Source organism: Nibricoccus aquaticus, from assembly GCF_002310495.1.
GTDB classification, from domain to species: domain Bacteria; phylum Verrucomicrobiota; class Verrucomicrobiia; order Opitutales; family Opitutaceae; genus Nibricoccus; species Nibricoccus aquaticus.
Map to the genome: position 1 here is coordinate 1,342,164 of NZ_CP023344.1, position 24,081 is coordinate 1,366,244.

Annotated in this window: 19 protein-coding genes; 13 read left to right on the forward strand and 6 right to left on the reverse strand. The window is 63.7% G+C overall.

The features are described from left to right. Positions 1–35: 35 nt before the first annotated feature. The 3 genes from CMV30_RS05665 to CMV30_RS05675 form a co-directional block, all read right to left on the reverse strand. Positions 36–1,541 (reverse strand): sialate O-acetylesterase, encoded by a 1,506-nt coding sequence (locus CMV30_RS05665; protein ID WP_096055115.1) that lies wholly within the window; start codon positions 1,539–1,541, stop codon positions 36–38. Between the two features lie 136 nt (positions 1,542–1,677). After that, entirely contained in the window at positions 1,678–2,298 is a 621-nt protein-coding gene (locus CMV30_RS05670) for a hypothetical protein (RefSeq protein ID WP_138223151.1), read from the reverse strand. 27 nt (positions 2,299–2,325) lie between these two features. Then, positions 2,326–3,285, reverse strand: a complete 960-nt coding sequence (locus CMV30_RS05675) for a ribokinase (protein ID WP_138223152.1) — start codon at positions 3,283–3,285, stop codon at positions 2,326–2,328. 175 nt (positions 3,286–3,460) lie between these two features. On the opposite strand from CMV30_RS05675, the gene CMV30_RS05680 reads away from it, so the two are divergent. From CMV30_RS05680 to CMV30_RS05715, 8 genes are all read left to right on the forward strand, one after another. Further along, positions 3,461–4,234: an ABC transporter ATP-binding protein gene (locus CMV30_RS05680; RefSeq protein WP_096055118.1), complete on the forward strand. Its 774-nt coding sequence runs from the start codon at positions 3,461–3,463 to the stop codon at positions 4,232–4,234. After that, positions 4,231–5,445: an ABC transporter permease gene (locus tag CMV30_RS05685; RefSeq protein ID WP_096055119.1), complete on the forward strand. Its 1,215-nt coding sequence runs from the start codon at positions 4,231–4,233 to the stop codon at positions 5,443–5,445. Before CMV30_RS05680 ends, CMV30_RS05685 begins: the two co-directional genes overlap by 4 nt. A 250-nt stretch (positions 5,446–5,695) precedes the next feature. Then, positions 5,696–7,153, forward strand: a complete 1,458-nt coding sequence (locus tag CMV30_RS05690; RefSeq protein WP_175414739.1) for a response regulator — start codon at positions 5,696–5,698, stop codon at positions 7,151–7,153. Between the two features lie 229 nt (positions 7,154–7,382). Beyond that, entirely contained in the window at positions 7,383–7,766 is a 384-nt protein-coding gene (locus CMV30_RS05695) for an ArsR/SmtB family transcription factor (protein ID WP_096055121.1), read from the forward strand. Between the two features lie 95 nt (positions 7,767–7,861). Next, positions 7,862–8,878 carry an ArsJ-associated glyceraldehyde-3-phosphate dehydrogenase gene (locus tag CMV30_RS05700; RefSeq protein WP_096057635.1) on the forward strand — a complete coding sequence of 339 codons (1,017 nt, stop codon included), beginning with the start codon at positions 7,862–7,864 and terminating at the stop codon, positions 8,876–8,878. 25 nt (positions 8,879–8,903) lie between these two features. After that, positions 8,904–10,145, forward strand: a complete 1,242-nt coding sequence (arsJ, locus tag CMV30_RS05705) for an organoarsenical effux MFS transporter ArsJ (RefSeq protein ID WP_096055122.1) — start codon at positions 8,904–8,906, stop codon at positions 10,143–10,145. Between the two features lie 130 nt (positions 10,146–10,275). Next, positions 10,276–12,402, forward strand: coding sequence for a beta propeller repeat protein (locus CMV30_RS05710; RefSeq protein ID WP_096055123.1), 2,127 nt, complete (start codon positions 10,276–10,278; stop codon positions 12,400–12,402). A gap of 198 nt (positions 12,403–12,600) precedes the next feature. Next, complete coding sequence (locus CMV30_RS05715; RefSeq protein ID WP_096055124.1) at positions 12,601–15,405, forward strand: TonB-dependent receptor; 2,805 nt, start codon at positions 12,601–12,603, stop codon at positions 15,403–15,405. Between the two features lie 52 nt (positions 15,406–15,457). Here the strand turns inward: CMV30_RS05715 and CMV30_RS05720 are convergent, their stop codons facing one another. Then, positions 15,458–16,192, reverse strand: a complete 735-nt coding sequence (locus tag CMV30_RS05720; protein WP_096055125.1) for a TrmH family RNA methyltransferase — start codon at positions 16,190–16,192, stop codon at positions 15,458–15,460. A 439-nt stretch (positions 16,193–16,631) separates the two neighbouring features. Here CMV30_RS05720 and CMV30_RS05730 point away from each other — a divergent pair, with 439 nt between their 5' ends. The 4 genes from CMV30_RS05730 (at position 16,632) to CMV30_RS05745 (ending at position 20,983) form a co-directional block, all read left to right on the forward strand. Next, complete coding sequence (locus tag CMV30_RS05730; protein WP_175414740.1) at positions 16,632–17,657, forward strand: energy transducer TonB; 1,026 nt, start codon at positions 16,632–16,634, stop codon at positions 17,655–17,657. Between the two features lie 513 nt (positions 17,658–18,170). Then, positions 18,171–18,881, forward strand: coding sequence for an energy transducer TonB (locus CMV30_RS05735; protein WP_096055128.1), 711 nt, complete (start codon positions 18,171–18,173; stop codon positions 18,879–18,881). A 305-nt stretch (positions 18,882–19,186) separates the two neighbouring features. Continuing rightward, complete coding sequence (locus CMV30_RS05740; RefSeq protein WP_096057636.1) at positions 19,187–20,404, forward strand: hypothetical protein; 1,218 nt, start codon at positions 19,187–19,189, stop codon at positions 20,402–20,404. 81 nt (positions 20,405–20,485) lie between these two features. Then, positions 20,486–20,983 carry a T6SS immunity protein Tdi1 domain-containing protein gene (locus CMV30_RS05745; RefSeq protein WP_096055129.1) on the forward strand — a complete coding sequence of 166 codons (498 nt, stop codon included), beginning with the start codon at positions 20,486–20,488 and terminating at the stop codon, positions 20,981–20,983. A gap of 263 nt (positions 20,984–21,246) precedes the next feature. Here the strand turns inward: CMV30_RS05745 and CMV30_RS05750 are convergent, their stop codons facing one another. Then, positions 21,247–21,636 (reverse strand): VOC family protein, encoded by a 390-nt coding sequence (locus tag CMV30_RS05750; protein ID WP_096055130.1) that lies wholly within the window; start codon positions 21,634–21,636, stop codon positions 21,247–21,249. Between the two features lie 249 nt (positions 21,637–21,885). On the opposite strand from CMV30_RS05750, the gene CMV30_RS05755 reads away from it, so the two are divergent. Next, on the forward strand, positions 21,886–22,986 hold the full coding sequence (locus CMV30_RS05755; RefSeq protein ID WP_175414741.1) for a lactonase family protein: 1,101 nt from the start codon (positions 21,886–21,888) through the stop codon (positions 22,984–22,986). A gap of 100 nt (positions 22,987–23,086) precedes the next feature. Here the strand turns inward: CMV30_RS05755 and CMV30_RS05760 are convergent, their stop codons facing one another. Continuing rightward, complete coding sequence (locus CMV30_RS05760; RefSeq protein WP_175414742.1) at positions 23,087–23,974, reverse strand: VOC family protein; 888 nt, start codon at positions 23,972–23,974, stop codon at positions 23,087–23,089. Positions 23,975–24,081: the final 107 nt, after the last annotated feature.

Consider the following 24,081-nt stretch of genomic DNA (forward strand, 5'->3'; position numbering starts at 1 on the left):
TTCTCTTCTCCGAACCCTCCGCGCCTTTGCCATCTTCACTTCTTAACCTCCATCACCCCGCGCACCGTCGCCCCGCCCGAATCCGTCCGAAACGCCCACGCCGGCAACCCCTCCGCATTCTTCAAATTCGGCTGCGCCGCCTCATCCCACGCGAATCGCACCACCACCGGCTGCTTCACATACGGACTCGATACGATCACCTTGTCCGCGCCTTCGATCGTCGCCTCCGCCGCGAAAAACCGCCCGTCCGCCCCCGCGACTTCGAACCACGTCAGCGCCTTCCCATCGCTGCTCTTCAAACCGCCCGCCACATCGCCAAACGTCACCACGACCTTCCCGTCGCGCACACGCCAGCCTGCCATCACCGGCCCCGAATCAACAAGGTCGCTCTTCCCATAAGTCCGCTTGAGCGCCACGCGCGCCAGCCGCTCGCCCACGCTCTTCTTGTCGCGCGGATGGATGTCGAAGAGGTCGTCCACGAGATCCACCGTGCCCACCATCGCGGTGTTCTTCACCCGCAACGCCTCCGTCTGCGCCTCCCAAAACTCCGGCAGGATCGTCGGCGACACATGCACCCGCCGCCGGATCACGTGATAAAAATGCGGCGCGATCTGCACATAATAAAAAGGCGCCTCCTCCGCGCCAAACGCCGCGCGCCAACCCGTGATGAGCGCCTCCATCTTATCCCCGTACGTCGCCCGATCGTGCGTATCCATCAGATTACTCTCCCCCTGATACCAAAGAAACCCGTGCAGCGCATACGGCGCCAGTGGCTGGATCATCCCATAGTACAAATTGCTCGGCGTGCTATTGTCCGCCTTCACGTCCGGCGTCTGCGCCGCCACCGCAAACGCCGCGAGCGACGGCATCCGCGCAAAAGCCTCCGGCGGCGTCCACGGCTCAATCCGCGTCCCGCCCCACGTCGAATCGATCAACCCCACCGGCACGCCAACTTCCTGATGAATTTTCTTCCCAAAAAAATACCCCACCGCCGAAAACTCCGAACTCAACAACGTCTCCGGCGAACACACCGCCCACGCCGCCTCCACATCCTTCCCCGGGACCGACAGCTTTTGCTTCTTCACCTTGAACAACCGCATCTGCGGTAAGTTCGCCGCCGCGATCTCCGCCTCCGCATCCGGCAACGGCTTCTGCCCCTTCCTCTCGCCCACCTGCCGCTCCATATTCGACTGCCCCGAGCACAACCATACGTCGCCGACCAAAACATCCCGCAACGTCACCACATTCGTCCCCCGCACAATCAACTCCGTCCCTGTCGCATTCGCCGCCAACGCATCGAGCGACACCCGCCACTTCCCCGCCGCATCCGCCACCACCTCTTTCCGCTGCGCCCCAAAAACAACTTCAACCCTCTCACCAACATCCGCCGTCCCCCAAACCGGCACCGCCCGGTCGCGCTGAAACACAGCATGATCCGAAAACACCGCCGCCACCTTCACCTCACCGCGGGCTCCACCCGCAGAAATCGCAAACGCCAAAACCCAAACGCCAAACCAAGGGGCACGAATCGAAAGCTTCATCGCACGAGTTGAACGATCAACGCACAAAAATAAAGCCGCGTCTCATCGGCCCGTCCTCGTAGGACCGCACCTCTGGTGCGTGCCTCCAAGGTTGCACTCCATCGAGGCACATTTTTCGAGGTAGGGCGCGTTGTCCCTAACGCGCCTGCTTAAAAACCCTCATTCGGATCTCGTCGAATAACTCGGCATACGGCTTCGAACTAAGTGATGCATGAACACCTCTGGCGATGCACTCGAAAGTGCTTTCATGAAAAGTGACGATAAAATGGCGCTCGTTTGATTCAGGCGTGCCTGGAAATGCGACGCGATTCTGCTCCGTCATCAATCTGATCCATGTGGAGTTTTTGACCTCGAACACCCCGTAACAACTAAGCCCCCGCTCATAGAGCGGATGACCCGCAAGCGCTTCGTCGTTCGGGTAACCGAACTTAGTGAGCGAACATGAATCAAACTCTAGAACACCGTAGCCGACATCTTCATACGTTCCATCCGCCTTCTCACGCACCGCACTGAAAGACAGAATCGCTGCGTAGTCGGTTTGAAGTAGAACGGGCTCCGACACGGCTGCTTCTGGCATGAATCCGATATCGAGACAGTCCGCATACTCTTCCTTCTTTTCCGCGGCCAATGCGCGTTGAGCAGCCGAAACTGCTTCAAAAGCAGCCATCGAAGCAGGCACGCTCAAGGACGGATGTAACACTTCAGCGAGCCGCGTCCGGGCATCAGCTAGATTCTTTTCGAGTTCAGGAATGGACATGAATCCAGATAATAGCGCGCCACATACTCACCCGCCCCGCTTCCTCAAAAACCCCGCGATCTCCGCCTTCGTCGGCATCGACGGCGCCGTCCCCATCTTCGTCACCGACAACGCCGCCACCGCATTCGCGAAACGCGCCGCCGCCAGCACATCGCCCTCAAACTTCACCAACCCAGCCGCAAACCCGCCGACAAACGCATCGCCCGCACCCGTCGTATCGACGACCCGGATGCCCGTGTACGCCGCGATGCTCGCGTGCCCGCTCTTCTGCGACACGAAGCACCCCTTCTTCCCGAGCGTCACAATCACCGTCCCCGGCCCGAGCGTGCGGCACAACGCGTGGAGCGCCGCCGGCGCCAGCGCATGAAGAGCCGCCTCCGTGAAATCCGTCCGCCCCGCGATCCGCAGCCGGTTCACCAACGCCGTGAACTCCGTCTCGTTCGGGATCAACACATCGACCGACGCCAGCATCGAAGGATCGAAGTCCGGCCGCATCGGCGCCGGATTGAGCACCGTCGTCACCCCCGCGCGCCTCGCCGTCTTCAAGACATGCGCCGCCGTCGTCAGATTCGATTCGAGCTGCACCACCGCCACCTTCGCCTGCGTCAACGCCTTCGCCGGCACATCCGTTTTCAAGAGCGCCGCATTCGCCCCCAGCGCCACCACGATTTCGTTCTGCCCGGAGTCCTCGACGAGGATCGCCGCCGTCCCCGTCGCATGTTGCGCCTTCTCCACAAACGTCGCGCCAATCCCCTCCGCCTTATAAAACGCCTTCGCCTCCTTCGCGAACGCATCCTTCCCGACCGCGCCGACAAACAACGTCGGCACGCCCGTCCGCCCCGACGCCACCGCCTGATTCGATCCCTTCCCGCCCGGCCCCGTCGCGAACTGCCCCACGATCGTCTGCCCCGCCTGGGGGAACCGCTCGCACTTCCAACAAAGATCCTGCACGTAGCTGCCGACGACCACAACCTGGGGAGAAGCCATGCCCGCGACCGTGAGCAAACTCCGCCCCCGATTCAAGCAACAGGTAAAGCGCACCCTCACATCTACGTTCTCCGCCTCCCAATCCTGTTCATTCTCTTAATCTCCAAAACTCCGGCCTGCTGCCCCGACCGCTTTCCCCTCGTCACTCGCCCCTCCTCACTCATCACTTCCGCTCATGATCGAAGCCCGCGGCCTCACCAAACTCTTCCACGATAAAAAACGCGGCGAGATCCGCGCCGCCGACAACATCAGCTTCACCCTCGCGCCCGGCCAGATCTACGGACTCCTCGGCGCCAACGGCGCGGGCAAGACCACTACGCTCCGTATGTTGGCGACCCTCCTCAAACCCACCAGCGGCACCGCCACCGTCGCCGGCTTCGACGTCGCCACTTCCCCCGATAAAGTCCGCGCCAACGTGGGCTTCCTCGCCGCCAGCACCGCCCTCTACGGCCGACTCACCGCCCGCGAACTCATCGCCTACTTCGGCCGCCTCAACGGCCTCTCCGACCCCGAAATCGCCGTGCGCACCGCCCGCCTCTCCGCCGAACTCGACATGGATGAATTCCTCGACCGCCGCATCGAAAAATTCTCCACCGGCATGAAGCAAAAAACCTCCATCGCCCGCACCCTCATCCACGATCCCGCCGTGATGATCTTCGACGAGCCCACCCTCGGCCTCGATGTCATGGCCGCCCGCACCATCGTCCGCTTCATCCGCGACTGCCGCGCCCGCGGCAAAACCGTCATCTACTCCACCCACGTCATGTCCGAGGTCGAAAAACTCTGCGACACCATCGGCATCGTCCACGGCGGCCGCCTCCTCGACGCAGGCACCCTCGCCGACCTCCGCGCCCGTCACGGCGAAACGGATATGGAGGAAATCTTCGTCCGCGTCGTCACCTCCGTCACCGCACTCTCCTCCTCTGCGACCCCGGAGGCCCGCGCATGAACGCCCGCAACATTCTCACCGTCTTCGTCAAAGAGCTCCGCGACACCCTCCGCGACCGCCGAGCCATCATCTCGATGTTCCTCGTGCCCACGCTGCTCATGCCGCTGCTCACCTTCGGCTTCGCCGCCGTCTCGATCAAAATGGTCAAAAAAGCCGGCCGTGAAATCCCCACCGTCATGATCATCGGCGGCGAAGATTCTCCCGCCATCCGCCAGGCTATCGAAAAACAACCCGACCTCAAAATCGTCCCCTTCTCCGCCGACTACGCCGAGCAGATCTCCCAAAAAAAACTCCGCGCCGCCGTCGAGATTCCGCCCGAGTTCGATAAAGCCCTCCGCAACGGCGTGCGCCGCTCCGTCAAAATCTACACGCACGACGGCGAGATGCGCTCCGGCTTCGCCACCGGCACCCTCGAGCGCACCCTGCGCGAGTACAGCAAAGCCATCGTCCTCGAACGCCTCACCGCCGCCAACCTCCCCGCCGATCTCATCACCCCGTTCGACACGCGCCGCCAGAATGTCGCCCCACCCGAAAAAGTCGGCGGCAATTCCTTCGGCGGCATGATCCCGTACATCCTCATCATCCTCTGCTTCACCGGCGCAATGTACCCCGCCATCGATCTCACCGCCGGCGAAAAAGAACGCGGCACCATGGAAACAATTCTCTGCAGCCCCGCCGCCCGCAGCGAACTCGTCCTCGGCAAATTCCTCGTCGTCCTCGCCGCCTCCCTCACCACTGTCGCCTGCTCCGTCGCTTCAATGGGCCTCACCGCATTCGCCGCGAGCCACTGGCTGCGCGGCACCTTGAACTCCGTCGCCACTGCCACCGCCTCGCTCCCCACAGTGAGTATTCCCGGCGTTCTCAGCGTGCTCCTCCTCGTCCTCCCGCTCGCCGTCCTCTTCGCCGCGCTCCTCATGACGATCTCGCTCTTCGCAAAAAGCTACAAAGAGGCCCAGACCTACGTCTCCCCGCTCCTCATCATCGTCATCCTCCCCGCCGTCGGCGCCGTCCTCCCCGGCGTAGAACTCACCACCACGCTCTCGCTCATCCCCATTCTCAACATCGCCCTCGTGAGCAAAGAACTCGTCGCCGGTTCCTTCCCGCTTCTACCGCTCGCACTCATCTTCCTCTCCACCTGCGCCTACGCCGCCGCCGCCCTCGCCCTCGCCGTCCGTATGTTCAACCGCGAAGACGTCATCTTCCGCGCCTGAGCTTTCTCTTGTAGAGTGCGAGCTTGCTCGCGCCGTTTGCGGCCGTCCGCTTTCTCGCCCTGCGCATTTCGCACGCGATTCCTCGCCCCCTTTTCGTGTGCGTCGGCGAACGCTTTTCATACCGCCTAGGGTGTTCACTTCAGCCAGGGTAAAGATCGGGTAAATACCCGATTTCTCCTCTCAAATGCGTCGCGGAACAGGATGCCCGTCATACGGTCCGTCCCAAGGACACAAAGAGGAATTTCCGACAATGAATCTGGTTAAAAAAATACTGGTCGTGCACAGCGACGCGAAGATGAAACGCAAGCTCGTGCTCATGCTCGCCGACGCAAGCTACGACATCCGCGCGTTCACCGAATGTGAGCCCGCCCTCGAGACCGCCCGCAACGAGTGGTTCGATCTCGCGCTCATCGACGCCCGCCTCCCCGGAGCCACCGAATTCGAATTCGTCGAGGCTCTGAAAAAAATTCAGCCCACCGTCCCCGTCGTCCTCGTCGTCCAGCAGCTCGAGCTCCCGCTCATCGTCAAAGGCATCCGCATGGGCCTCAGCGACGTCCTCCCCGCCGGCACCGACCTCCGTCCCCTCCTTCGCCGCGTCAACAGCATCCTCCGCCCCAATTCCCAACACGCCACCGACGACGGCGCGCTCACCCCGACCGAACTCGCCGAAGCCGAAGCCGTCCTCCAAGTCCTCGCCAATCCCGACATTGGCCAGAGTAACGACCCCTTCAATACCCCCGACTTCCGCCAGGAACTCCTCCGCGGTGCCAAAGAGCGCGCCATGCTCGAACAAAAATCCGAGCGCCTCGAACACGAGAAACTCGCCCTCGAAGCCGAGCTCAAAACACTCCTCTCCCAAAACGCCGACGCCCTCCGCGTCCAAGGCGATTTCGACGAACTCCGCAGCCAGCGCGAGACCGCCGCCTCCGCGCAGTCGCTCATCGACCAGAAAGCCCGCGCCCTCGCCGAAGCCCGCTCCGAACTCGCCCGCGAGCGCACCGCCCTCGAAGAAGAGCGCCGCAAACTCGCCGAGACTTCCCAGACCGTTTCACCCTACGCCAAGTCCGCCGACGAGATCGCCCGTGAACGCACCGATCTGGAAACCCAGCGCGCCAAACTCTCCGCCGCCGAGGCCCGCCTGCACGACGAAGAAACCCGCCTCCAGCGCGAAGCCACTCAGATCGCCCAGGAGCGCCGCCGCTGGCACGAAGACCTCGATCTCATCCGCGAACAAGAAACCAATCTCCGCGAATACGAAGCCCGCCTCCGTCAACTCCAGGCCCAGCTCGAAGCCGACCGCGTTCTCTGGTTCAGCTCCCGCCCGCAGTCGCGCTCCCCTTTCCAGGACGACGCCGCCGTCAAAGCCGCCTGGGAAAAACTCCAGCGCGCCACCGATCTCCTCGAAGCCGAGCGCGCCATCTTCCGCGACGAACGCATGTCCTTCCGCGAACAGGAAGGCGACCTCAAGCGCCGCGAAGCCAAGCTCGAAGAGCTTCAGGGCAAACTCGACGACCAGGAAAAACGCCTTCGCGGTCTCCCGCCCGCTCCGCTACCCGCCACTGCCCTGCCTTTCGCCACTGCGCCCATGCCCCAGACGCCCGCTCAATCCACCGCGTCGAAGGCCACGATGAAAACCATCTCCCGCGCCCCGTTCGAAATGGCGAAATCCCTTCTCGGTCGCAACAAAACCAACGACGACGACCTCTGATCTTCCCGCTAGTGCCAAGTTAGGTTCATCAGGTGTGTTGAGGCGGACCCCAAACGGTCCGCCTCAACTGCTTTTCATCCCGTAGGACTCGCGCTCGAGCGACGCCTCCGAGTTGTAGGCGGGGTGCCCTCACCCCGCGTTCCCCTCGCGCCGCGCCTCCGTTACATTCGCGTCACACCACACATTCCCCTTGAGGCATATTCCTTCATAGGAATACAAATGCCGCCTCATGGAACTCGTCCGCATCTACGAATCCCTCTGCGACATCACCCGCCTGCGCCTCATCCATCTCCTCGCACAAGGCCCGCTCTGCGTCTGCCATTTCCAGGACGTCCTCGGCGAACCCCAGGTGAAAATCTCCAAACACCTCGCCTACCTCCGCGCCCGCGGCCTCGTCGAAGTCGAGCGCGAGGGCCAGTGGATGGTTTACCACCTCCCTGAAAAACCCTCCGCCGAACTCACCGCCAATCTCCGCTGCCTCCAGGACTGCGCCCGCGAAAACCCGCAGTTCCAAAAAGACCTCGCCCGCCTCAAACGCACCGACCTCTCCTGCGGCCCCGTGCAACACGCCCCCGGCAAAACCAGCACCAAAACCCGCCGCTGCGCCTGCTGAGCATCTTCTTGATGTAGGCGGGGTGCCCTCGCCCCGCGTTCACCCCTCCGTCATTCGCATCCATTCGCGTCCATTCGCGGTTGAAAAATCTTCTCATGAAAAACCCCCGCATCGCCATCAACGGCTTCGGCCGCATCGGCCGCCTCACCTTCCGAGCCGCCGCCCATTGGCCCGAATTCGACTGGGCCCTCATCAACGAAATCAAAGGCGGCCCCGCCTGCGCCGCCCACCTCCTCAACTTCGATTCGCTCCAAGGCCGCTGGCCGCACGAAGCCACCGCAACCGACCACTCCATCCGCATCGGCGAAAAAGAAATCGCTTTCACCGAACACGCGAAACCCGCCGACGTCCCGTGGTCCGCCCACGGCATCGACATCGTCCTCGAATGCTCCGGCAAATTCCGCACCCCCGCCGACCTCGCCCCCTACTTCGCCGCCGGCGTGAAGAAGGTCATCGTCGCCGCTCCCGTCAAAGGTGGCGACGCCCTCAACCTCGTCCTCGGCGTCAACGACCACCTCTACGATCCCGCGCGCCACCACCTCATCACCAACGCCTCCTGCACCACCCACTGCCTCGCCCCCATCGTGAAGGTCATCCACGAGAGCCTCGGCATCGAACGCGGCGCGATCACCACGATCCACGACGCCACCAACACCCAGAACGTCGTCGATAAACCCGACAAAGATCTCCGCCGCGCCCGCGCCGCCGGCCTTTCCCTCATCCCCACCAGCACCGGCTCCGCCACTGCCATCGGCCTCATCTACCCCGAGCTCCTCGGCAAACTCAACGGCCACGCCGTCCGCGTCCCGCTTCTCAACTCCTCGCTCACCGACTGTGTCTTCCATGTCAAACGCCCGACCACCGTCGCGGAAATCAATGCCCTCCTCAAAGCCGCCAGCGAATCCAGCCCGCTCAAAAACATCCTCGGCTACGAAGATCGCCCGCTCGTCTCGATCGACTACAAAGGCGACCCGCGCTCCGCGATCGTGGACGCGCTCTCGACCATGGTCGTCGATGGCACCCTCGTGAAAATCTACGCCTGGTACGACAACGAGTGGGGCTACTCCAACCGCATGGCCGAACTCGCCCGCAAAGTCGCGACGACTCTCTGATCGTCCAGCAACCGCTGCATCCCTCGTGAACATCCGTAACTACATCCTGGTTACCGCCGCCTACTGGGCCTTCACGCTCACCGACGGCGCGCTGCGGATGCTCGTCCTCCTGCACTTCTTCAACCTCGGCTACAGCCCCATCACGCTCGCGTTCCTGTTTCTCCTCTACGAATTCTTCGGCATCGTCACCAACCTCCTCGGCGGCTGGCTCGCCTCCCGCCTCGGCCTGCGCTTCACGCTCGTCGCCGGCCTCGCCCTCCAGGTCGTCGCCCTCGGCCTCCTCGCATTGCTCAACCCCGCCTGGCCCGAGTGGGCCTCCGTCGCCTACGTGATGCTCACCCAGGCGCTCTCCGGCATCGCGAAAGATCTCACCAAGATGAGCTCCAAGAGCGCCATCAAAGTCCTCGTCCCGGCCGACGCCCAAGGCGCGCTCTTCAAATGGGTCGCCCTCCTCACCGGCTCGAAGAACGCCCTCAAAGGCGCCGGCTTCTTCCTCGGCGGCTTCCTCCTCGCCGCCGCCGGTTTCTCCGGCGCGCTCGCCCTCATGGCCGCCGCCCTCGCCCTCGTCTGGCTCCTCTCCTGGACCGCCCTCCCCGACGATCTCGGCCGCGCCAAAGCCAAAACAAAGTTCAACGAACTCTTCTCAAAAAGCCGCGAAATCAACGTCCTCTGCGCCGCCCGCTTCTTCCTCTTCGGCGCGCGCGACATCTGGTTCGTCGTCGGCGTCCCCGTCTTCCTGCGCGGCGTGCTCGGCTGGAGCTTCACCCAGGTCGGCACCTTCATGGCGTTCTGGGTGATCGGATACGGCCTCATCCAATCCGCCGCCCCGCTCTTCCTCCGCGGCCGCGCCCCCGCCGGCGGCAGCGCCTCGACCGTCGCCTGCATCCTCGCCGCCGTCTCCGCCGCCATCCCGCTCGCCCTCTCTCTCAACCTTCCCGCCAGCGCCGTCATCATCGGCGGTCTCTTCCTCTTCGGCGCCGTCTTCGCGCTCAACTCCGCCATCCACTCGTACCTGATTCTCGACTACACCGACGGCGACAAGGTCGCCCTCAACGTCGGCTTCTACTACATGGCCAACGCCGGCGGCCGCCTCACCGGCTGCCTCCTCTCCGGCCTCCTCTTCCAACGCTTCGGCCTCGCCGGCTGCCTCTGGGGCGCGTTCGCCTTCGCCACCGCCGCCGCCCTCATCGCCCTCCGCCTCCCGCGCCACGCCCTCCACGCCAGTAAACTCGCCGCCTCCTCCGTCAAATCCTCCGACGGCGACTGACGGCTCTCTCCGCTCTCATCCCTCGGAGCGCCGAGGCCGCCCCGTTTTCCGCATCGACAGGCCTGCCATGTTTCCGCGCCATGACCGCCACACGTCGGCGGGAGCATTCCCGACTGCGTTCCAGCCATCCATGTCTTCGCACTCTCTGTTCCGCATCATCGGCGCGCTCACCCTCGGCCTCGCCTGCACGATCACCTCGCCTCTCCGCGCGCAGACTCCGGCGATCCACACCGCCCGCACCTATCCCGCCATCACCGCCGAGTGGCTCTACGCCGCCGCTTCCAGTTCCGCAGGCACCGTCATCGCCGGCAGCAACCGCGAACTCCTTGTCTCCACAAATACTCATCAATGGTCCCGCATCGTCACCGCCGGCTCTAAATACGAGAGTTTCACCAGCGCTCACCACTCGGATGGCCACTTCCTCGTAGCCGGTGACGAAGGCACCATCCTCATCAGCACCGATCTGATCGCGTGGCGACAAATCCACCCGCCCTCGCCCCCGCTCAATTACGCCCGCCCCTCCATACACTACGGCAATGGACTCCACGTAATCACTCGCAACGCCTCGCCGCTGCTCGTGTCCTCCGACACCGAAAACTGGCAGGAAATCACTTCGGCCAATTCCTTCCGCGCCCTCGTCTTCGGCAATGGGCGCTGGGTCGCCATCGGCTCCACCACCGGCCCCCATGTCTGGCTCGGCCTCTACACCTCCACCGATCTGGTCAACTGGACTCTCTCCCGCCCTTGGGTGACTCAGCCTCCGGACCCTATCGAGCCGCTCGCCGGCATCGGCGCCTCCTTCATCGACACCATGCCTTCATACGAGCCGCAGCTGACCGCCCTCAGCTTTGGCCACGGCCGGTTCGTCGCCGCAGGTGCCACCACCGCCGACTTCCTCGGCACAAGCGGCGCCAGCCGCATCTACCATTCGACCGATGGCACCACATGGAGCCTCGCAACCATCGGCCCCGGCTCCCCGCCCTTCGGCGAAATCAAAAGCGTCGTCTTCGACGGCACTCACTTTCTCGCCGTCGGCGCCGCTCAAAATTTCCGCTCCAGCGACGGCATCTTCTGGGACGTCCTTCCGTATCCGATACCCGGCGACCTTCGCGCCGTCTCCCTCCTCCCCGGCGGCGGCTTCATCGCCGCAGGCGCTTACGGCACGATCAGCACCTCCGCCTACGGCACCACCTGGCAATACCAGTCCCTTCACCACGGCGGATCCATCAACGCCGTCACTCATGCCGGCGGCCGGTTCGTCGCCATCTATGGCAAAGCCATTCGCTCCGACGATCCGCTCGGCACCGGCGGCATCCTCGTCTCCCCCGACGGCCACTCCTGGCAGTCCGTGCTCACCCCCGTCGATGACTCCCTCAACGGCATCATCCACACGCACGGCCTCTGGATCGCCACCGGCCACCAAGGCCGCATCCTTACCTCCACCGACGCGCTCTCGTGGCAGGATCGCTCGCTGGTGAACAACCCCCGCCAGCTCGACGACCCCGTCAGCGACGGTCAGCGCATCATCGTCCGCGCCCGCCTTCGCGACCTCGTTTTCCACAGCATCAACGGCACTGATTGGACTGAACTCGCCGTCCCCGGCATGGCCCAGGCCAACGGACTTCACTTCATAAACAACCGCTTCATCGCTCCCTGCTCTCAAGGAAAAATCCTCGTCTCCACCGACGGCCTGTCATGGGAAACCCACGACACCCCCGCCACCGACGATCTCAACTGCGCCCTCTACGCGAAAGGCCGCTACATCATCGGCGGCTACCTCACCTTCCTCACATCGACCGACGCCATCCACTGGACCGCCCACCCCGCTCCTTTCCATATTCAATCGCTCCACCTGATCGACGGCTGGCTCCTCGCCGGCGGAAACACCGGTGAACTCCTCGCCTCTCGCGACGGCCTTCGCTGGGAACGCATTCAAGATCCCGCCATCACCGGCTACGGAACGACCTCGTTCACCTCCAGCAACGACACCCTCCTCATCGCCGCCGGCGACAATCTCCACACCGCCACCTTCACGACGCCCCCCAGCTTCCGCGAACAACTCCACCCACTCGGCACCGGCGAACTCGAATGCTACGGCGACCCGCAAAAAGACTACCTCCTCGAAGGCAGCAATGACCTCGTCACGTGGACGCCCGACTCCACCTGGACCTCCGGCGACGGCACCTGGCTCCGCTGGGCACGCCCCGCCTCCACCGCCCCCGCCCGCTTCTGGCGCGTCCGCTCACGAGACCGCTGAAAGCCCGGCCGGCCGCTATCCTCAGGCTCCTGCCCGCCCGCTCAAAACCGGGCGGGCTTTTTTGTCTGCATTAAAACGAAAGCATCGGAAGCACACCCGTTTGTTACAGCCGCGTGTCCGCGTCGTTAAGATTCGGCTACACGCCGCCTCACTCGTTGACGGTGAAAATCCCGTGGCCCACGGCTCCTGTCCCAAGCCATGCAACCGTCATCCGCTCGCTCCGCATTCAACCAATTCCGCCGCCGGCTGCGCCTCAAGCTGCTCGCTCTCGCCGCACTCTCGCTCGCGTCCTCCGCCATCGCGCAGACCGGCGCCATCACCGGCCGCGTCACGGACGCCTCGACCGGCCTCGCCCTCGGCGGAGCCCGCGTCTCCATCCCAGGCACCGCGCTCTCCACCTTCGCCAGCCCTTCCGGCGACTACACCCTCTCCAACATCCCAGCCGGCTCCCTCTCCATCGAGATCAGTTACGTCGGCTATCCCGCCCGCACCGAGCCCGTCACCGTCACCGATGGCGGCTCCGTCCAGCTCGACATCCTCTTCGGCGAAGACGTCGTCACGCTCGATACGCTCACCATCCAGGGTGCCGCCGTCGGCTCCGCCCGCGCCATCAATCAACAACGCGCCGCCGACACCCTCACCAATATCGTCGCCGCCGACGCCATCGGCCGCTTCCCCGACCAGAATGCCGCCGAGTCCCTCCAGCGCCTTCCCGGCGTCGCCCTCTACCGCGATCAAGGCGAAGGCCGCTTCGTCGATCTGCGCGGCCTCAATTACATCTATACCTCCGTCACCCTCAACAACACCAAGCTCGCCAGCCCCGAGGTCGGCGGCCGCTTCCTCGCCCTCGACGTCGTCCCCGCCGATTCCCTCGCCTCGCTCGAAGTCATCAAAGTCAAAACCCCCGACCAGGACGGCGAAGGCCTCGGCGGCACCGTGAACATCCGCACCAAAAGCGCCTTCGACTCCGATGGCCGCGCCGCCAGCGCCACCGCGCAAGGCATCTACAGCGGCCTCACCGAAAAATTCGGCTCCAAGTTCAACGCCTCCTACTCCGACATCATCGATGGCAAATTCGGTTTCCTCGTCGCCGCCACCTGGCAGGCCCGCAAGTTCGGCTCTCAAAATTATGAAGTCGATGACGGCTGGGCCCTCCGCACCTCGCCCACCGACGGCCGCCCGTATTACTATCTTCAGGACATCACCTACCGCGACTACGAGATCGAGCGCACCCGCTACGGTGCCAACCTGAGCTTCGATTACCGCCCTGACTCCGCCACGTCCCTCGGCTTCAAAGCCACCTACAACCGCTTCACCGACGAGGAAAACCGCCACGCCCTCTTCATCCCGTTCACCCGCGGCACCGTCACTCAACTCGACCAAAACTCCGCGACCTCCACCGGCGTCTCCCGCCCCCGTCGCGATCTGCGCAACCGCAAAAAAGACCAGGAGCTCACCGCCTTCTCCATCGACGGAAAAAAGAAAATCGACGCCTGGACCCTCGACGCACAACTCGCCACCTCCCGCGGCCACGAGGAAAAACCCGCCGAGCTCGTCACCCGCTTCCGCCGCAACGCCTCCGACGGCACCTACCGCTACACCATCACCGACACCTACGACATCACCGTCGATCAACTCGCCGGCGCCACCATCGCCAATCCCGCCAGCTACACCACCACCGACCGCGTCGAGCTCACCAGCGAAGACGGCCGCGAGACCGATACCAACGCCGCCCTCAACGCCCGCTACGACTTCGACTCCGCGCTTCCCACCTACGTGAAGTTCGGCACCGCCTGGCACACGAAAGAAAAGAAAAGCGCCGTGGACGTCACCCGCTTTACCACACCCGCCAGCTTCAACTTCGCCAACTTCGCCGGCGCGCTCAGCGACTACCCCTACGGACCGCGCGTCCCCCAGATCTCCCCCGAACTCGCCGTCGGCACCTTCAACGCCAACCGCGCCAGCTACACCGCCTCCCCCGAAGTCGCCGACAGCCAGCTCGAAGACTGGATCACCCACGAAGATGTATTTTCCGGATATGCCATGGGCGGCCTCACCATCAACCGCACCCAGTTTATCGCCGGCGTCCGTGTCGAGCGGACCGAATTCGAAACCCAGGGCAACCAGCTCCGTGGCTCCGCCATCACCCCGACCTCCGCCAGCCGTGATTACGACAACGTCCTCCCCATGATCTCCCTCCGCCACGACTTCACCCCGAAGCTCGTCGGCCGTGCCTCGTACTCCACATCGATCATGCGCCCCGAATTCGGCGAAACCGCCTTCTACCGCGCAGTGGACGACAGCTCCACCAGTGTCGAAACCGGCAACCCCAACCTCGACACTCTCGAATCAAAAAACTGGGACGCCTCCATCGAATACTACCTGCCCTCCCTCGGCGTCGTCTCCGCCGCCGTCTTCCTTAAACAAGTCGATAACTTCAGCTACGCCGACACCGTCGCCAACGGCGACCCGCTCCTCCCCGGCTACAACGCCATCACCTTCCGCAACGGCAGCGACGGCGAAGTCAAAGGCCTCGAGCTCGCCTGGCAGCAACAGCTCCGCATGTTGCCCCGTCCCTTCGACGGCCTCGGCTTCCTCACCACGCTCACCTTTGTGGACAGCGAAGCAAAATACCCCACGCGCCCGGGCGAAACCATCCCGCTCATCGGCCAGTCCGATCTTACCGGCAATGCCGCCCTCACGTATGAGAAGTTCGGATTCTTCGCCCGCATCGCCCTCAACTGGCGCTCCGAGCACCTCCGCGAAGACGAACCCATCGGCGCCAACGCCACCGAAGATCGCTGGATCGACAAACACGCCCAGCTCGACGCCACCCTCGCCTACAAAATCGGCAGGCAATGGGAGCTCTTCGTCGAAGCCACCAACCTCACCAACGAACCCTTCCTCGTCTATCAACAAGGCGGCGGCACCCCAGCCAAACGCTTCGTTCAATTCGAAGAATACGACTGGACCGCCAACGTCGGCCTCCGCTGGAAACTCTAATCCGAATTCACCAAGTTCCTCGCCCAAGGCCGCACAAAAATGTGCGGCCTTTTTATTTAGTCCCGGCCAGCCGTCGCAAATTATCGCAGACAATCGCCGCCGCCACGCCCGCGTTGAGCGACTCCGCCCGCCCGAACCGCGGGATCGTCACCCGCTCCGTCAGCCGCGCCTTCACCGCCTCCGAAAGCCCGCGCCCCTCGCTCCCGATCACCACTACCGCCGCCTCCAGCTTCGTCAGCGAGTGTACATCACGCCCATCCAGATCGCAGCCGAGCACCGGTACCTGCACGCCAGCCAGCGCCTCCGCCAGCTGCGCCGTGAAAACCATCACGCGACTGAATGATCCCATGCTCGCGTTGATCACCTTCTGCCCAAACACATCCGCGCAATCCGGCGAGCATACCACCCGGTCAAACGCGTACCAGTCCGCGATCCGCAGCAGCGTCCCCACATTCCCCGCATCCTGCACCCCATCCAGCGCCAGCGTGAACCCGCGATTCAATTCCCCCGCCGCCAGCACCGGCCGCACGATCCTCCCCACCGCCAGCACACTCGACGGCGTCGGATAATTGCTGATACGCCCCATCTCCTCCTCCGATACTTCCCGCACGGCAACATCCCCGCGCCCATGCCACGCCGCCGTCGCATAAATCTCCACCAGCTCAAACCCCTCCGCGATCAACTCGCCCACCACCTTCTCCCCTTCGACCGCGAACACCCCCGCCGCCTCGCGGTGTTTCTTTTCCTGGAGCGAACGCAGTCGTTGGATCTCAGCCTTGGTCAACATTTCGCCAGCTCAACGCCCGCCCGCACCAAAAGCAAAACCTCCCCGCAACCTCCGCCATCACCACGCCGCACCACCAAACACACCTTCCTCACCGCACTCACCGCGATACCTGTCCGCGCCAGCCCTCGCCCCACACCGCAACCCGCCCGTGCTCATTCGCGCCCTCCGACAGACTCGCCTCTCCCACCTCACATCCTCTCTCCATTTTACTCGTCTGCTCACGCCGCCCGCACGCGTATCCAGTTTCATAATAATCATATTTTTCCGCCTTCGCTCGTTGTGCAAAACACGCCCGGATTTTTTCTAGGGAACTCTCCTTTCAAAAAAAATCATCAAAGCCTTTATTCACTGGCACTGGTGTCCGAATGAACTGTCAGGCGGAGCGCTTCCAGTTAACACGGAACCCGTGTCTGCCCCACTAACCATGAATCCTACTCGCATGACCCAAAGTAGCCTCGCCGCGATCGTTCTCACCGCCTTCGCCTGCCTCACCCTCCCCGCTCTCCACGCCGCGCCCCAGCCGCTGATAGATGAAGTCGAGACCTCCCCCCTCAACTCCAACGCCATCCTCCCGAAAATCATTTCCCAGACCGCCGCCCTCTACCCCGCCGCTCTCGCCCGCACCGGCACCGAGGCCGTCGTCGTCAGCTTCACCGTCACTAGCGACGGCAAAGTCGAGAACCCCAAAATCATCAGCACGCCCGCCACCCAGCTCGAAGCCCCGGCCAAAAAAGCCGTCCTCGCCTGGAAATTTCAACCCGGCTCCCGCCTCGGCAAACCCGCCGACTTTCGCCTCAAAGCCCCCGTCACCTTCTCCGTGAACGGCGACGGCATCGAAGACGCCCCCGCCGCCAGCCGCAAAGTCGCCGCCGTCTATCCCTACGAGCAACTCGTCAAAAACCAGACCGGTTGGGGCGAGGTCGCCTTTGTCGTGGATTACTCAGGCCGCGCCATCCTCGCCTCCTCCACCGGCGCCAGCGACGCCGCCTTCTCCAAGTCCGTCATCGCCATGCTCGAAGCCACCGAGTTCTCCCCGGCCAAAAAAGATAAACGCACCGTCATGGCCCCCTCCACCAACCGCGAAAACTTCCGCCCCGACGCCGACCTCGACTTCACCGCCCGCCACGTCCTCTCCGAACTCCGCAAACCCAAACCTGCCATCTTCAACCTCGCCGACCTCGATGACCGCCCCAAAGCCGTCTCCCAACGCAGCGCCGTCTACCCCCGCTCCATGAAGTCCGACGGCCTCACCGGCCAGGCCGAGATCGAGTTCATCGTCGACCGCGACGGCCGCGTCCTCTTCCCCCGCATCGTCTCCTCTTCCCACGAAGACTTCGGCTGGGCCGCCGCCACCGCCGTCGCTCAATGGAAATTTAATCCCCCCATGCGCAACGGCCAGCGCGTCGACGTCCGCATGACTGTCCCCGTCATGTTCGACGCCCAAAAACTCGCCTCCTCCGACTGATCCCCTCGCACGCGGCCTCAAAACGACCGCTCACTCACCCGCGCACCGCCCATCTCCCGGCGGCTCAGCGCTTCGCCCCAGGCGCGTCCCACCCGGACGCGCCTTTTTCATAAAACAGCGCGCGCACCCTAGACGCTCCCACTCCGTTTTCCGATGGAGGCGCGACGCCCCAGGCCCGCTTTTCCCCTTGTAGGGCTCGACCTCGCGTCGAGCCGTTCTCGTCAAACTCACCCTCCGACCAAAAAACGCCCCCTGTCCCTTCCGAGGCAGTTCGGCTTGCCCTCACCCGCGACTCCCCCCTTCCGACTAACCGCCCCTGCCGCATCTGGCTCCTGGCATCTGCCTTCTGGTCATTGGTCACTCACCCGCGCCCCAACGCATGCGCCGCCCTCTCCGTTTGCGCCCACGCCCGAATGAAAAACACCATCAAGAACCCCCTCCATGAGCCGATACTCATAAACACCTCCCTTACCCACCAGCTTTCACTCTCAACGCCCCTCACCTCCTACCGTCATGCGCTCCCTTCCCTCCCTCCTCTTATCCCTCACGATCGCATTCGGCACCACCCTCACCGCCCAGACCCCCGCTACCGATCGTATCGCGGCCAAATCCGTCCGTAATACCGCCCCCGTTTATCCCTACGAGTTGCTCGTCCAAGGCAAAGAAGGCAGCGCCGAGATCCAGTTCACCATCGAGTACTCCGGCAAAGCCATCCTCGCCTCCGTCGTCAGCGCCACCGACCCCGCCTTCGCCAAAGCCCTCCTCGCCGACATCGAGGCCAACGAATTCCTCCCCCCCCGTGTCAACGGCCAGCCCAAGCTCGCCCAGGCCCAGCTCCGCTACAGCTTCAACAGCACCGCCGGCCTGGACCCCGCCGCCCGCCTGATCCTCACCGAGCTCCGCAAGCCCATGCCCGGCATCCCCCACGCCGACCTCCTCGATAAAAAACCCGTCCCCGCCCGCCAGGACCAGCCCGTTTACCCGTATTCGCTTCTCAGCGACGGCGTCTCCGGCAAAGCGGAAATCGAAGTCGTCATCGACCGCACCGGCCGCGTCCTCTTCCCCCGCATCGTCTCCGCCACCAACGACGACATCGGCTACGCCGCCGCCGCCGCCGTCACCCGCTGGCGCTACCTGCCCGGCCAGAAAGCCGGCCAGCCCGTCGATTCCCGCGTCACCGTCACCATCCATTACGACCAGGCCAAAATGGCCGCCTCCTGGTAACGCTCCGCTGGAGGGACGACCTCCGTGTCGTCCGTTCCGTTTCCGATGTAGGCGGGCTTCCCTCACCCCGCGATTGACCGTTCCCGCCATGCCCGCCCCAAAATCGCGCACAAACCGCCTGTAGCCGCGCTTGTCAACGCGTGGCTCCGAGGTGGAACGCGCCTCCCCAGGCGCGTTGCTCGACGCGGCCCGCTTTCCTGCTAACCGCCCCTGCCGCTTCCGGTCATTGGTCATTGGAGAACACGCCGCCCCGGCGCGCTCTCCAGACTTCCCTCGCCTGCAAAAAGCCCCTTAGCGTCGCGCCGATGAAACGCCTCGCCTCGCTCGTCCTGCTCTTCGCTTTCGCCGCCGCGCTCGTCACGCCGCTCCTCGCCGCGACCACAGCCGCCCCAGCCAAGACCACCGACGCCTCCCCCGCCGGCGGCATCGCCACCGCCGTGACCACCCTCACCGGCATCGCCATCTCCCCGCTCCTCGGCACAGGCGGGTTTGGACTCTATAAATGGTACAAGGCCGAGACCGACGCCGAGAAGTCCGCCCTCCCTTGGTTCGCCAAACCCTCCTTCTTCCTCCCCGCTCTCCTCATCGCCGCCCTCTGCGCCCTCAAAGACACTTTCGGCGCCATGGTCCCTCCCGGCTTCAAAAAACCCCTCGATGTCCTGGAGACCGTCGAAAACAAAGCCTCCGGCCTCGTCGCCGCCGGTGCCATTGTCCCGTTCACCATGGGCGCACTGAGTTCCTGGATACTCAACTCCGGTGACTCGACCGCCACCGCCACCCGCAACTTCGCCGACTCCGGCCTCGCCATGATGCACCTCGGTGCCGCCGACCTCTCCTGGCTCCTCAACATCCTCACCGTCCCCTTCGGCCTCGCCGTCTTCGCCGTCGTCTGGATGGCCTCGCACGCCATCAACGTCCTCATCCTCCTCAGCCCCTGGGGCGCGATCGATGCCGTCCTGAAAGCCGCCCGCACCGCCGTCCTCGGCCTCCTCACGATCACCGCCACGCTCGATCCAAAAATCGCCGCCATCGGCTCCCTCATCGTGATCGTCATCGCCTGGCTCATCGCCGGCTGGGCCTTCCGCCTCACCATCTTCGGCTCACTCTTCTGCTGGGACTTTTTCACCCTCCGCAAAAAACGCTTCACGCCGCAGCCCACGACCAACCGCCTCTTCAGCGGCGGCGCCCTCAAAGGCGTCCCCATCCGCACCTACGGCAACCTCCTCAACCAGCCCGAAAACGGCCGCCTCATCTTCACCTACAAACCCTGGCTCGTCCTCCCCCAACGCACCGCCGAGGTCACCCTCACCGCGCCCTACGTCGCCAAAGGCCTCTTCTTTTCGAGCATCTCCGACGGCGCCTACACGCTCTTCCTCTTGCCGCCGCGCTACCGCGACCACGAGGAAGAGATCGCAAAGATCTACAAACTCGAAGGCGGCGTCAAAGACGCCGGCCTTCTCAAAGCCTGGGCCTCCCTCCGCGAACTCTTCGGCGGCAGCGCCACCAAAGCCCAGATCGTGTGACTTCGGGAAAATTCGGTGACAATCGCTAGAGCAATTGCGCAACCAACCCAGCACTGCATTCACATCAATTGAGCGGGAAAAATGAGTGCCTACTTCATCAAGCTAGCGCCAAAGAAAATCTCTTCGGCGCTCGAAGCTTGGTCGTGGCTTCTTGTCGCTGAAAAAAAGCTTATTCTCGTAACCGCGTTTGCTGATGTCTTCTTTGAGTCCGCCGATGGCATTTGGTTTCTCGATACCCTTGAGGGCGATTTGAAGCATGTGTGTCAGTCGAGCGAGGATTTGGACGCCATCCTCTCCTCTGATGAAGGAAAAGATCATTACCTCCTGTCTGGCTTTGTTGATCGGGCCATTCGTGAGGGCAGAATTCTAGGCGAGGAGGAGTGCTACGATTTTCGTCTTCATCCAGTCGTCGGTGGTGCAATCGATTATTCCAACATTGAGAAAATTAGCGCTGTGGTGGCGCTTCACATCCGGGGCCAGCTCCACGAGCAAGTTCGGCATCTAGAACCCGGAACGAAAATTTCTAACTTCGTTTTTGAGCCCGTAAAAACTCCTAAGCCGTGGTGGAAATTATGGTAGGCATATCTCCACAAACCCAACCCAACCCTGCCCCGCAGAAATCTCCGACTTCCCTTCCGCCCATGACGCCCAATCAGAAAACTCTTCAGGCGCTGAGATAGAGAAAGTGCCTGGCCTCAATGCTCGCGGCCTCCCCTCCGAAATCCTGTTAATCCCGTTAATCCTGTCCAAAATTCCGACGCCTTCGCGTTCAGCTTCGTCTCCCCGGGCCGCACCCTCCCGCCAATCCTCGCTTCCTACTAAACGCGGCGAACTACCAACGCTCAATGCCCGCACGCCTCACCCGCCGCGTGCGCATGCGCCTTCCGCTTGTGAATCGTCAGCCCGTTCCCATCCGGATCACACACCACCGCCAGCCGGCACACCGGACTGTCGATCGGCTCCAGCGTAAATTTCGCCCCGGCCTTCTTAAGCACCGCGATCGCCGCATCGAAATCCTCCACCTCCAGCGCCACCGACGGCCCCTCACTCGACGGCTTCCACCCCTCCATGCAACCGAGCGCCAGCGTCGCCGCACCCACTTCGTACTCCGTCCAGGTTTCGCCCCACACATTCGCCGGCTTTAAGCCCAGCGCCCCTTCATAAAACGCCCGCGCGCGGGCCATGTCTTTGACGGGATATCCGGTAAACGCGATTTCAAGGACTTTGATCATGATAAGAGGGAGTTGAGGATTAAGTTTCGTGCGGCTCACGGAAACTCGTTGAGCCGTTCGCCCACACTCTGCCACGCCCCGCTGACAACCCTATGTCAGGAAACTTCTGCCGTCATCCAAGGTCAGCCCTGCTCCGCGCCTCAGGCTTCCGCCGGATAAATTAATCCGCAGCTCGACAGCTCAACTGTGCGCGCCGAAAAAGTCCTTTTCATGCTCCGCCCGTTCCGCCCATTCCTTCTGCTCATTTTCATGACGACTCTCGCCGCAGCCTCCACGACCGACTCCACCCGCCTTGTCTACTTTGGCACCTACACCAAAAAAGAAAGCAAAGGCCTCTACGCCGCCCGCTTCGACACCGCCACCGGCACCTTCACGCCCGCCACCCTCGTCGCTCCCGCCGGCAATCCCACCTTCATCGCCCTCCATCCGCGCCTCCCGATCCTCTACGCACTCCACGACCTCAAAAACGACCAGGGCGGCAACGACGGCGCCGTCACCGCCTACATGATCGATCCCGCCACCGGCGCCCTCACGGTCCTCAACTCCCGCCCCGCCGGCGGCCCGCCGCTCTGCTACATCCACGCCGACCCTGCCGGCCGCGCTCTCCTCATCTCCAGCTACCACGGCGGCTACGTCGCTTCGTATCCGCTTCTTGCCGACGGCAGCATCGGCGAGCGCGCCTCCTTCATCAAACACACCGGCAAAGGCCCGCAACCCGCTCAGGACGCGCCTCACGCCCATTGCTTCGATTTCGTCCCCGGCACGTCCTTCGCCTTCTCCGCCGATCTCGGTGCCGACAAAATCGTCCCCTACCGCGTCGACCCCGCCACCGCCGCGCTCACACCCAACGGCACTCCCTACGCCGCCCACCCCGGCTCCGGTCCCCGCCACCTCGCATTTCATCCCAACAAGCGCTTCGCGTACGCCATCAACGAGCTCACCGCCACCGTCACCGCCTTCACCCTCGACGCGTCCACCGGCTCGCTCGGCGAAATTGAAACCGTCGATGCCATCCCCGGCGATTTCATCGGCCGGCGCTGGGGCGCCGAGATCGCCATCCACCCCAACGGCCAATTCCTCTACGCCTCCCTCCGCGCCGACCACGAAAGCATCGCCCTCTTCTCGATCGACGAAAAATCCGGCCGCCTGACCTTCATCGCCCACACCCACGAAGGCATCAAACACCCGCGCCACTTCATCATCGACCCCACTGGCCGCTGGCTCCTCTGCGCCAATCACGACACCAACAACGTCAACGTCTTCGCCATCGATCAGAGCACCGGCCTCCTCACACCCAACGGCCACACCCTCCCAGTCCTCTCCCCCGTCTGCATCCTCTTCGCGCACTAATTTCCAACGTAGGGCCTCACCTCGCGTGAGACCGTTGTACTCTCTCCGGTTGTAGGGGCGGCTTTACGCCGCGATCAACCCCGCGCGCGCCTCACGCGCGTCACCCCGCCGCGCCCCGCACCACTAGCTCGATCCCATCCGTAGTCCGTAACGTCGCGCCGCTCTTATCCCGTCGCACCACACGCCCCGCCGCCTCCGCCGCCGCGATCACCCGCGCCAGCTCGGCCTTCTCCGCGAAGTTCACCGTGAACCGCGCCAGCCCCAACGCACCCGCCACCGCCGGGGAACGACTCCGCCACACATTCGCTCCGAAGTGATGGTGATACCCATCGCGCCCCAGAAACAGCGCCCCCGGATAACTCCGCTGCCGTACTGGAAAACCCAGCACGCCCGCGAAAAACCCCTCCGCCTCCGCCAGCCCCGCGACGCACAGGTGCAAGTGCCCGATCCGTACTCCCGCCCCCATCGCACCTTCCCGGGCACCCTCCCGTCCGCCCGCCTCCGCCGCGAGCAACGCCCGCACATCCACCGCCTCCGTGTACATGGTCACCTGCCCATCCGCTCCCGCCGGCGGCCACTCGCTCACCGCGCGATCCGCATAAAGCTCCACGCCATTCCCCTCCGGATCGTCGAGATAAAGCGCCTCGCTCACCCCGTGATCCCCCGTCCCAAACGCCACCTCCCGCTCGATCAACCGCCTCGCCACCCGCCCCAGCGCCGCCCGCCCCGGAAATAAAAACGCCGTGTGAAAAAGCCCCGCCGTCCCTGGCAGCCTCTCCTTCGCTTCCGCCACGCGCTCCAACACGATCAACGGCGCCTTTCCGTCCACTGCCAGTGCCGCCAGCGCCACCCGCTCACTCGTTTCACCCACCACACTCAACCCGACCTCCTCCCGGTAAAACCCCGCCACCCGCGCCAGATCGCGCACGCGCAGCGTGACATCACTCAACTCCACCGACCGGAAAAACGCAGATTGTTCGGACATCATTTCAAAAAATTTCCCCGCCACCATACCCAACACCCCCGCCCGCGCCACTCCTCCGCCCTCGATCTTCCTCTTTCCCTTTTCTCCCATCCCCGCTCGCGCCTCCATTC

Excerpts from the sequence above, each read along its gene's own strand:
- CMV30_RS05760 (WP_175414742.1), bottom strand. The coding sequence starts at position 23,974 with ATGATGTCCGAACAATCTGCGTTTTTCCGGTCGGTGGAGTTGAGTGAT.
- CMV30_RS05735 (WP_096055128.1), top strand. The coding sequence starts at position 18,171 with ATGCGCTCCCTTCCCTCCCTCCTCTTATCCCTCACGATCGCATTCGGC.
- CMV30_RS05740 (WP_096057636.1), top strand. The coding sequence starts at position 19,187 with ATGAAACGCCTCGCCTCGCTCGTCCTGCTCTTCGCTTTCGCCGCCGCG.
- CMV30_RS05695 (WP_096055121.1), top strand. The coding sequence starts at position 7,383 with ATGGAACTCGTCCGCATCTACGAATCCCTCTGCGACATCACCCGCCTG.
- CMV30_RS05680 (WP_096055118.1), top strand. The coding sequence starts at position 3,461 with ATGATCGAAGCCCGCGGCCTCACCAAACTCTTCCACGATAAAAAACGC.
- CMV30_RS05700 (WP_096057635.1), top strand. The coding sequence starts at position 7,862 with ATGAAAAACCCCCGCATCGCCATCAACGGCTTCGGCCGCATCGGCCGC.
- CMV30_RS05755 (WP_175414741.1), top strand. The coding sequence starts at position 21,886 with ATGACGACTCTCGCCGCAGCCTCCACGACCGACTCCACCCGCCTTGTC.
- CMV30_RS05730 (WP_175414740.1), top strand. The coding sequence starts at position 16,632 with ATGACCCAAAGTAGCCTCGCCGCGATCGTTCTCACCGCCTTCGCCTGC.
- CMV30_RS05665 (WP_096055115.1), bottom strand. The coding sequence starts at position 1,541 with ATGAAGCTTTCGATTCGTGCCCCTTGGTTTGGCGTTTGGGTTTTGGCG.
- CMV30_RS05715 (WP_096055124.1), top strand. The coding sequence starts at position 12,601 with ATGCAACCGTCATCCGCTCGCTCCGCATTCAACCAATTCCGCCGCCGG.
- CMV30_RS05690 (WP_175414739.1), top strand. The coding sequence starts at position 5,696 with ATGAATCTGGTTAAAAAAATACTGGTCGTGCACAGCGACGCGAAGATG.
- CMV30_RS05675 (WP_138223152.1), bottom strand. The coding sequence starts at position 3,285 with ATGGCTTCTCCCCAGGTTGTGGTCGTCGGCAGCTACGTGCAGGATCTT.
- CMV30_RS05670 (WP_138223151.1), bottom strand. The coding sequence starts at position 2,298 with ATGTCCATTCCTGAACTCGAAAAGAATCTAGCTGATGCCCGGACGCGG.
- CMV30_RS05685 (WP_096055119.1), top strand. The coding sequence starts at position 4,231 with ATGAACGCCCGCAACATTCTCACCGTCTTCGTCAAAGAGCTCCGCGAC.
- CMV30_RS05720 (WP_096055125.1), bottom strand. The coding sequence starts at position 16,192 with ATGTTGACCAAGGCTGAGATCCAACGACTGCGTTCGCTCCAGGAAAAG.
- CMV30_RS05745 (WP_096055129.1), top strand. The coding sequence starts at position 20,486 with ATGAGTGCCTACTTCATCAAGCTAGCGCCAAAGAAAATCTCTTCGGCG.
- CMV30_RS05750 (WP_096055130.1), bottom strand. The coding sequence starts at position 21,636 with ATGATCAAAGTCCTTGAAATCGCGTTTACCGGATATCCCGTCAAAGAC.
- CMV30_RS05710 (WP_096055123.1), top strand. The coding sequence starts at position 10,276 with ATGTCTTCGCACTCTCTGTTCCGCATCATCGGCGCGCTCACCCTCGGC.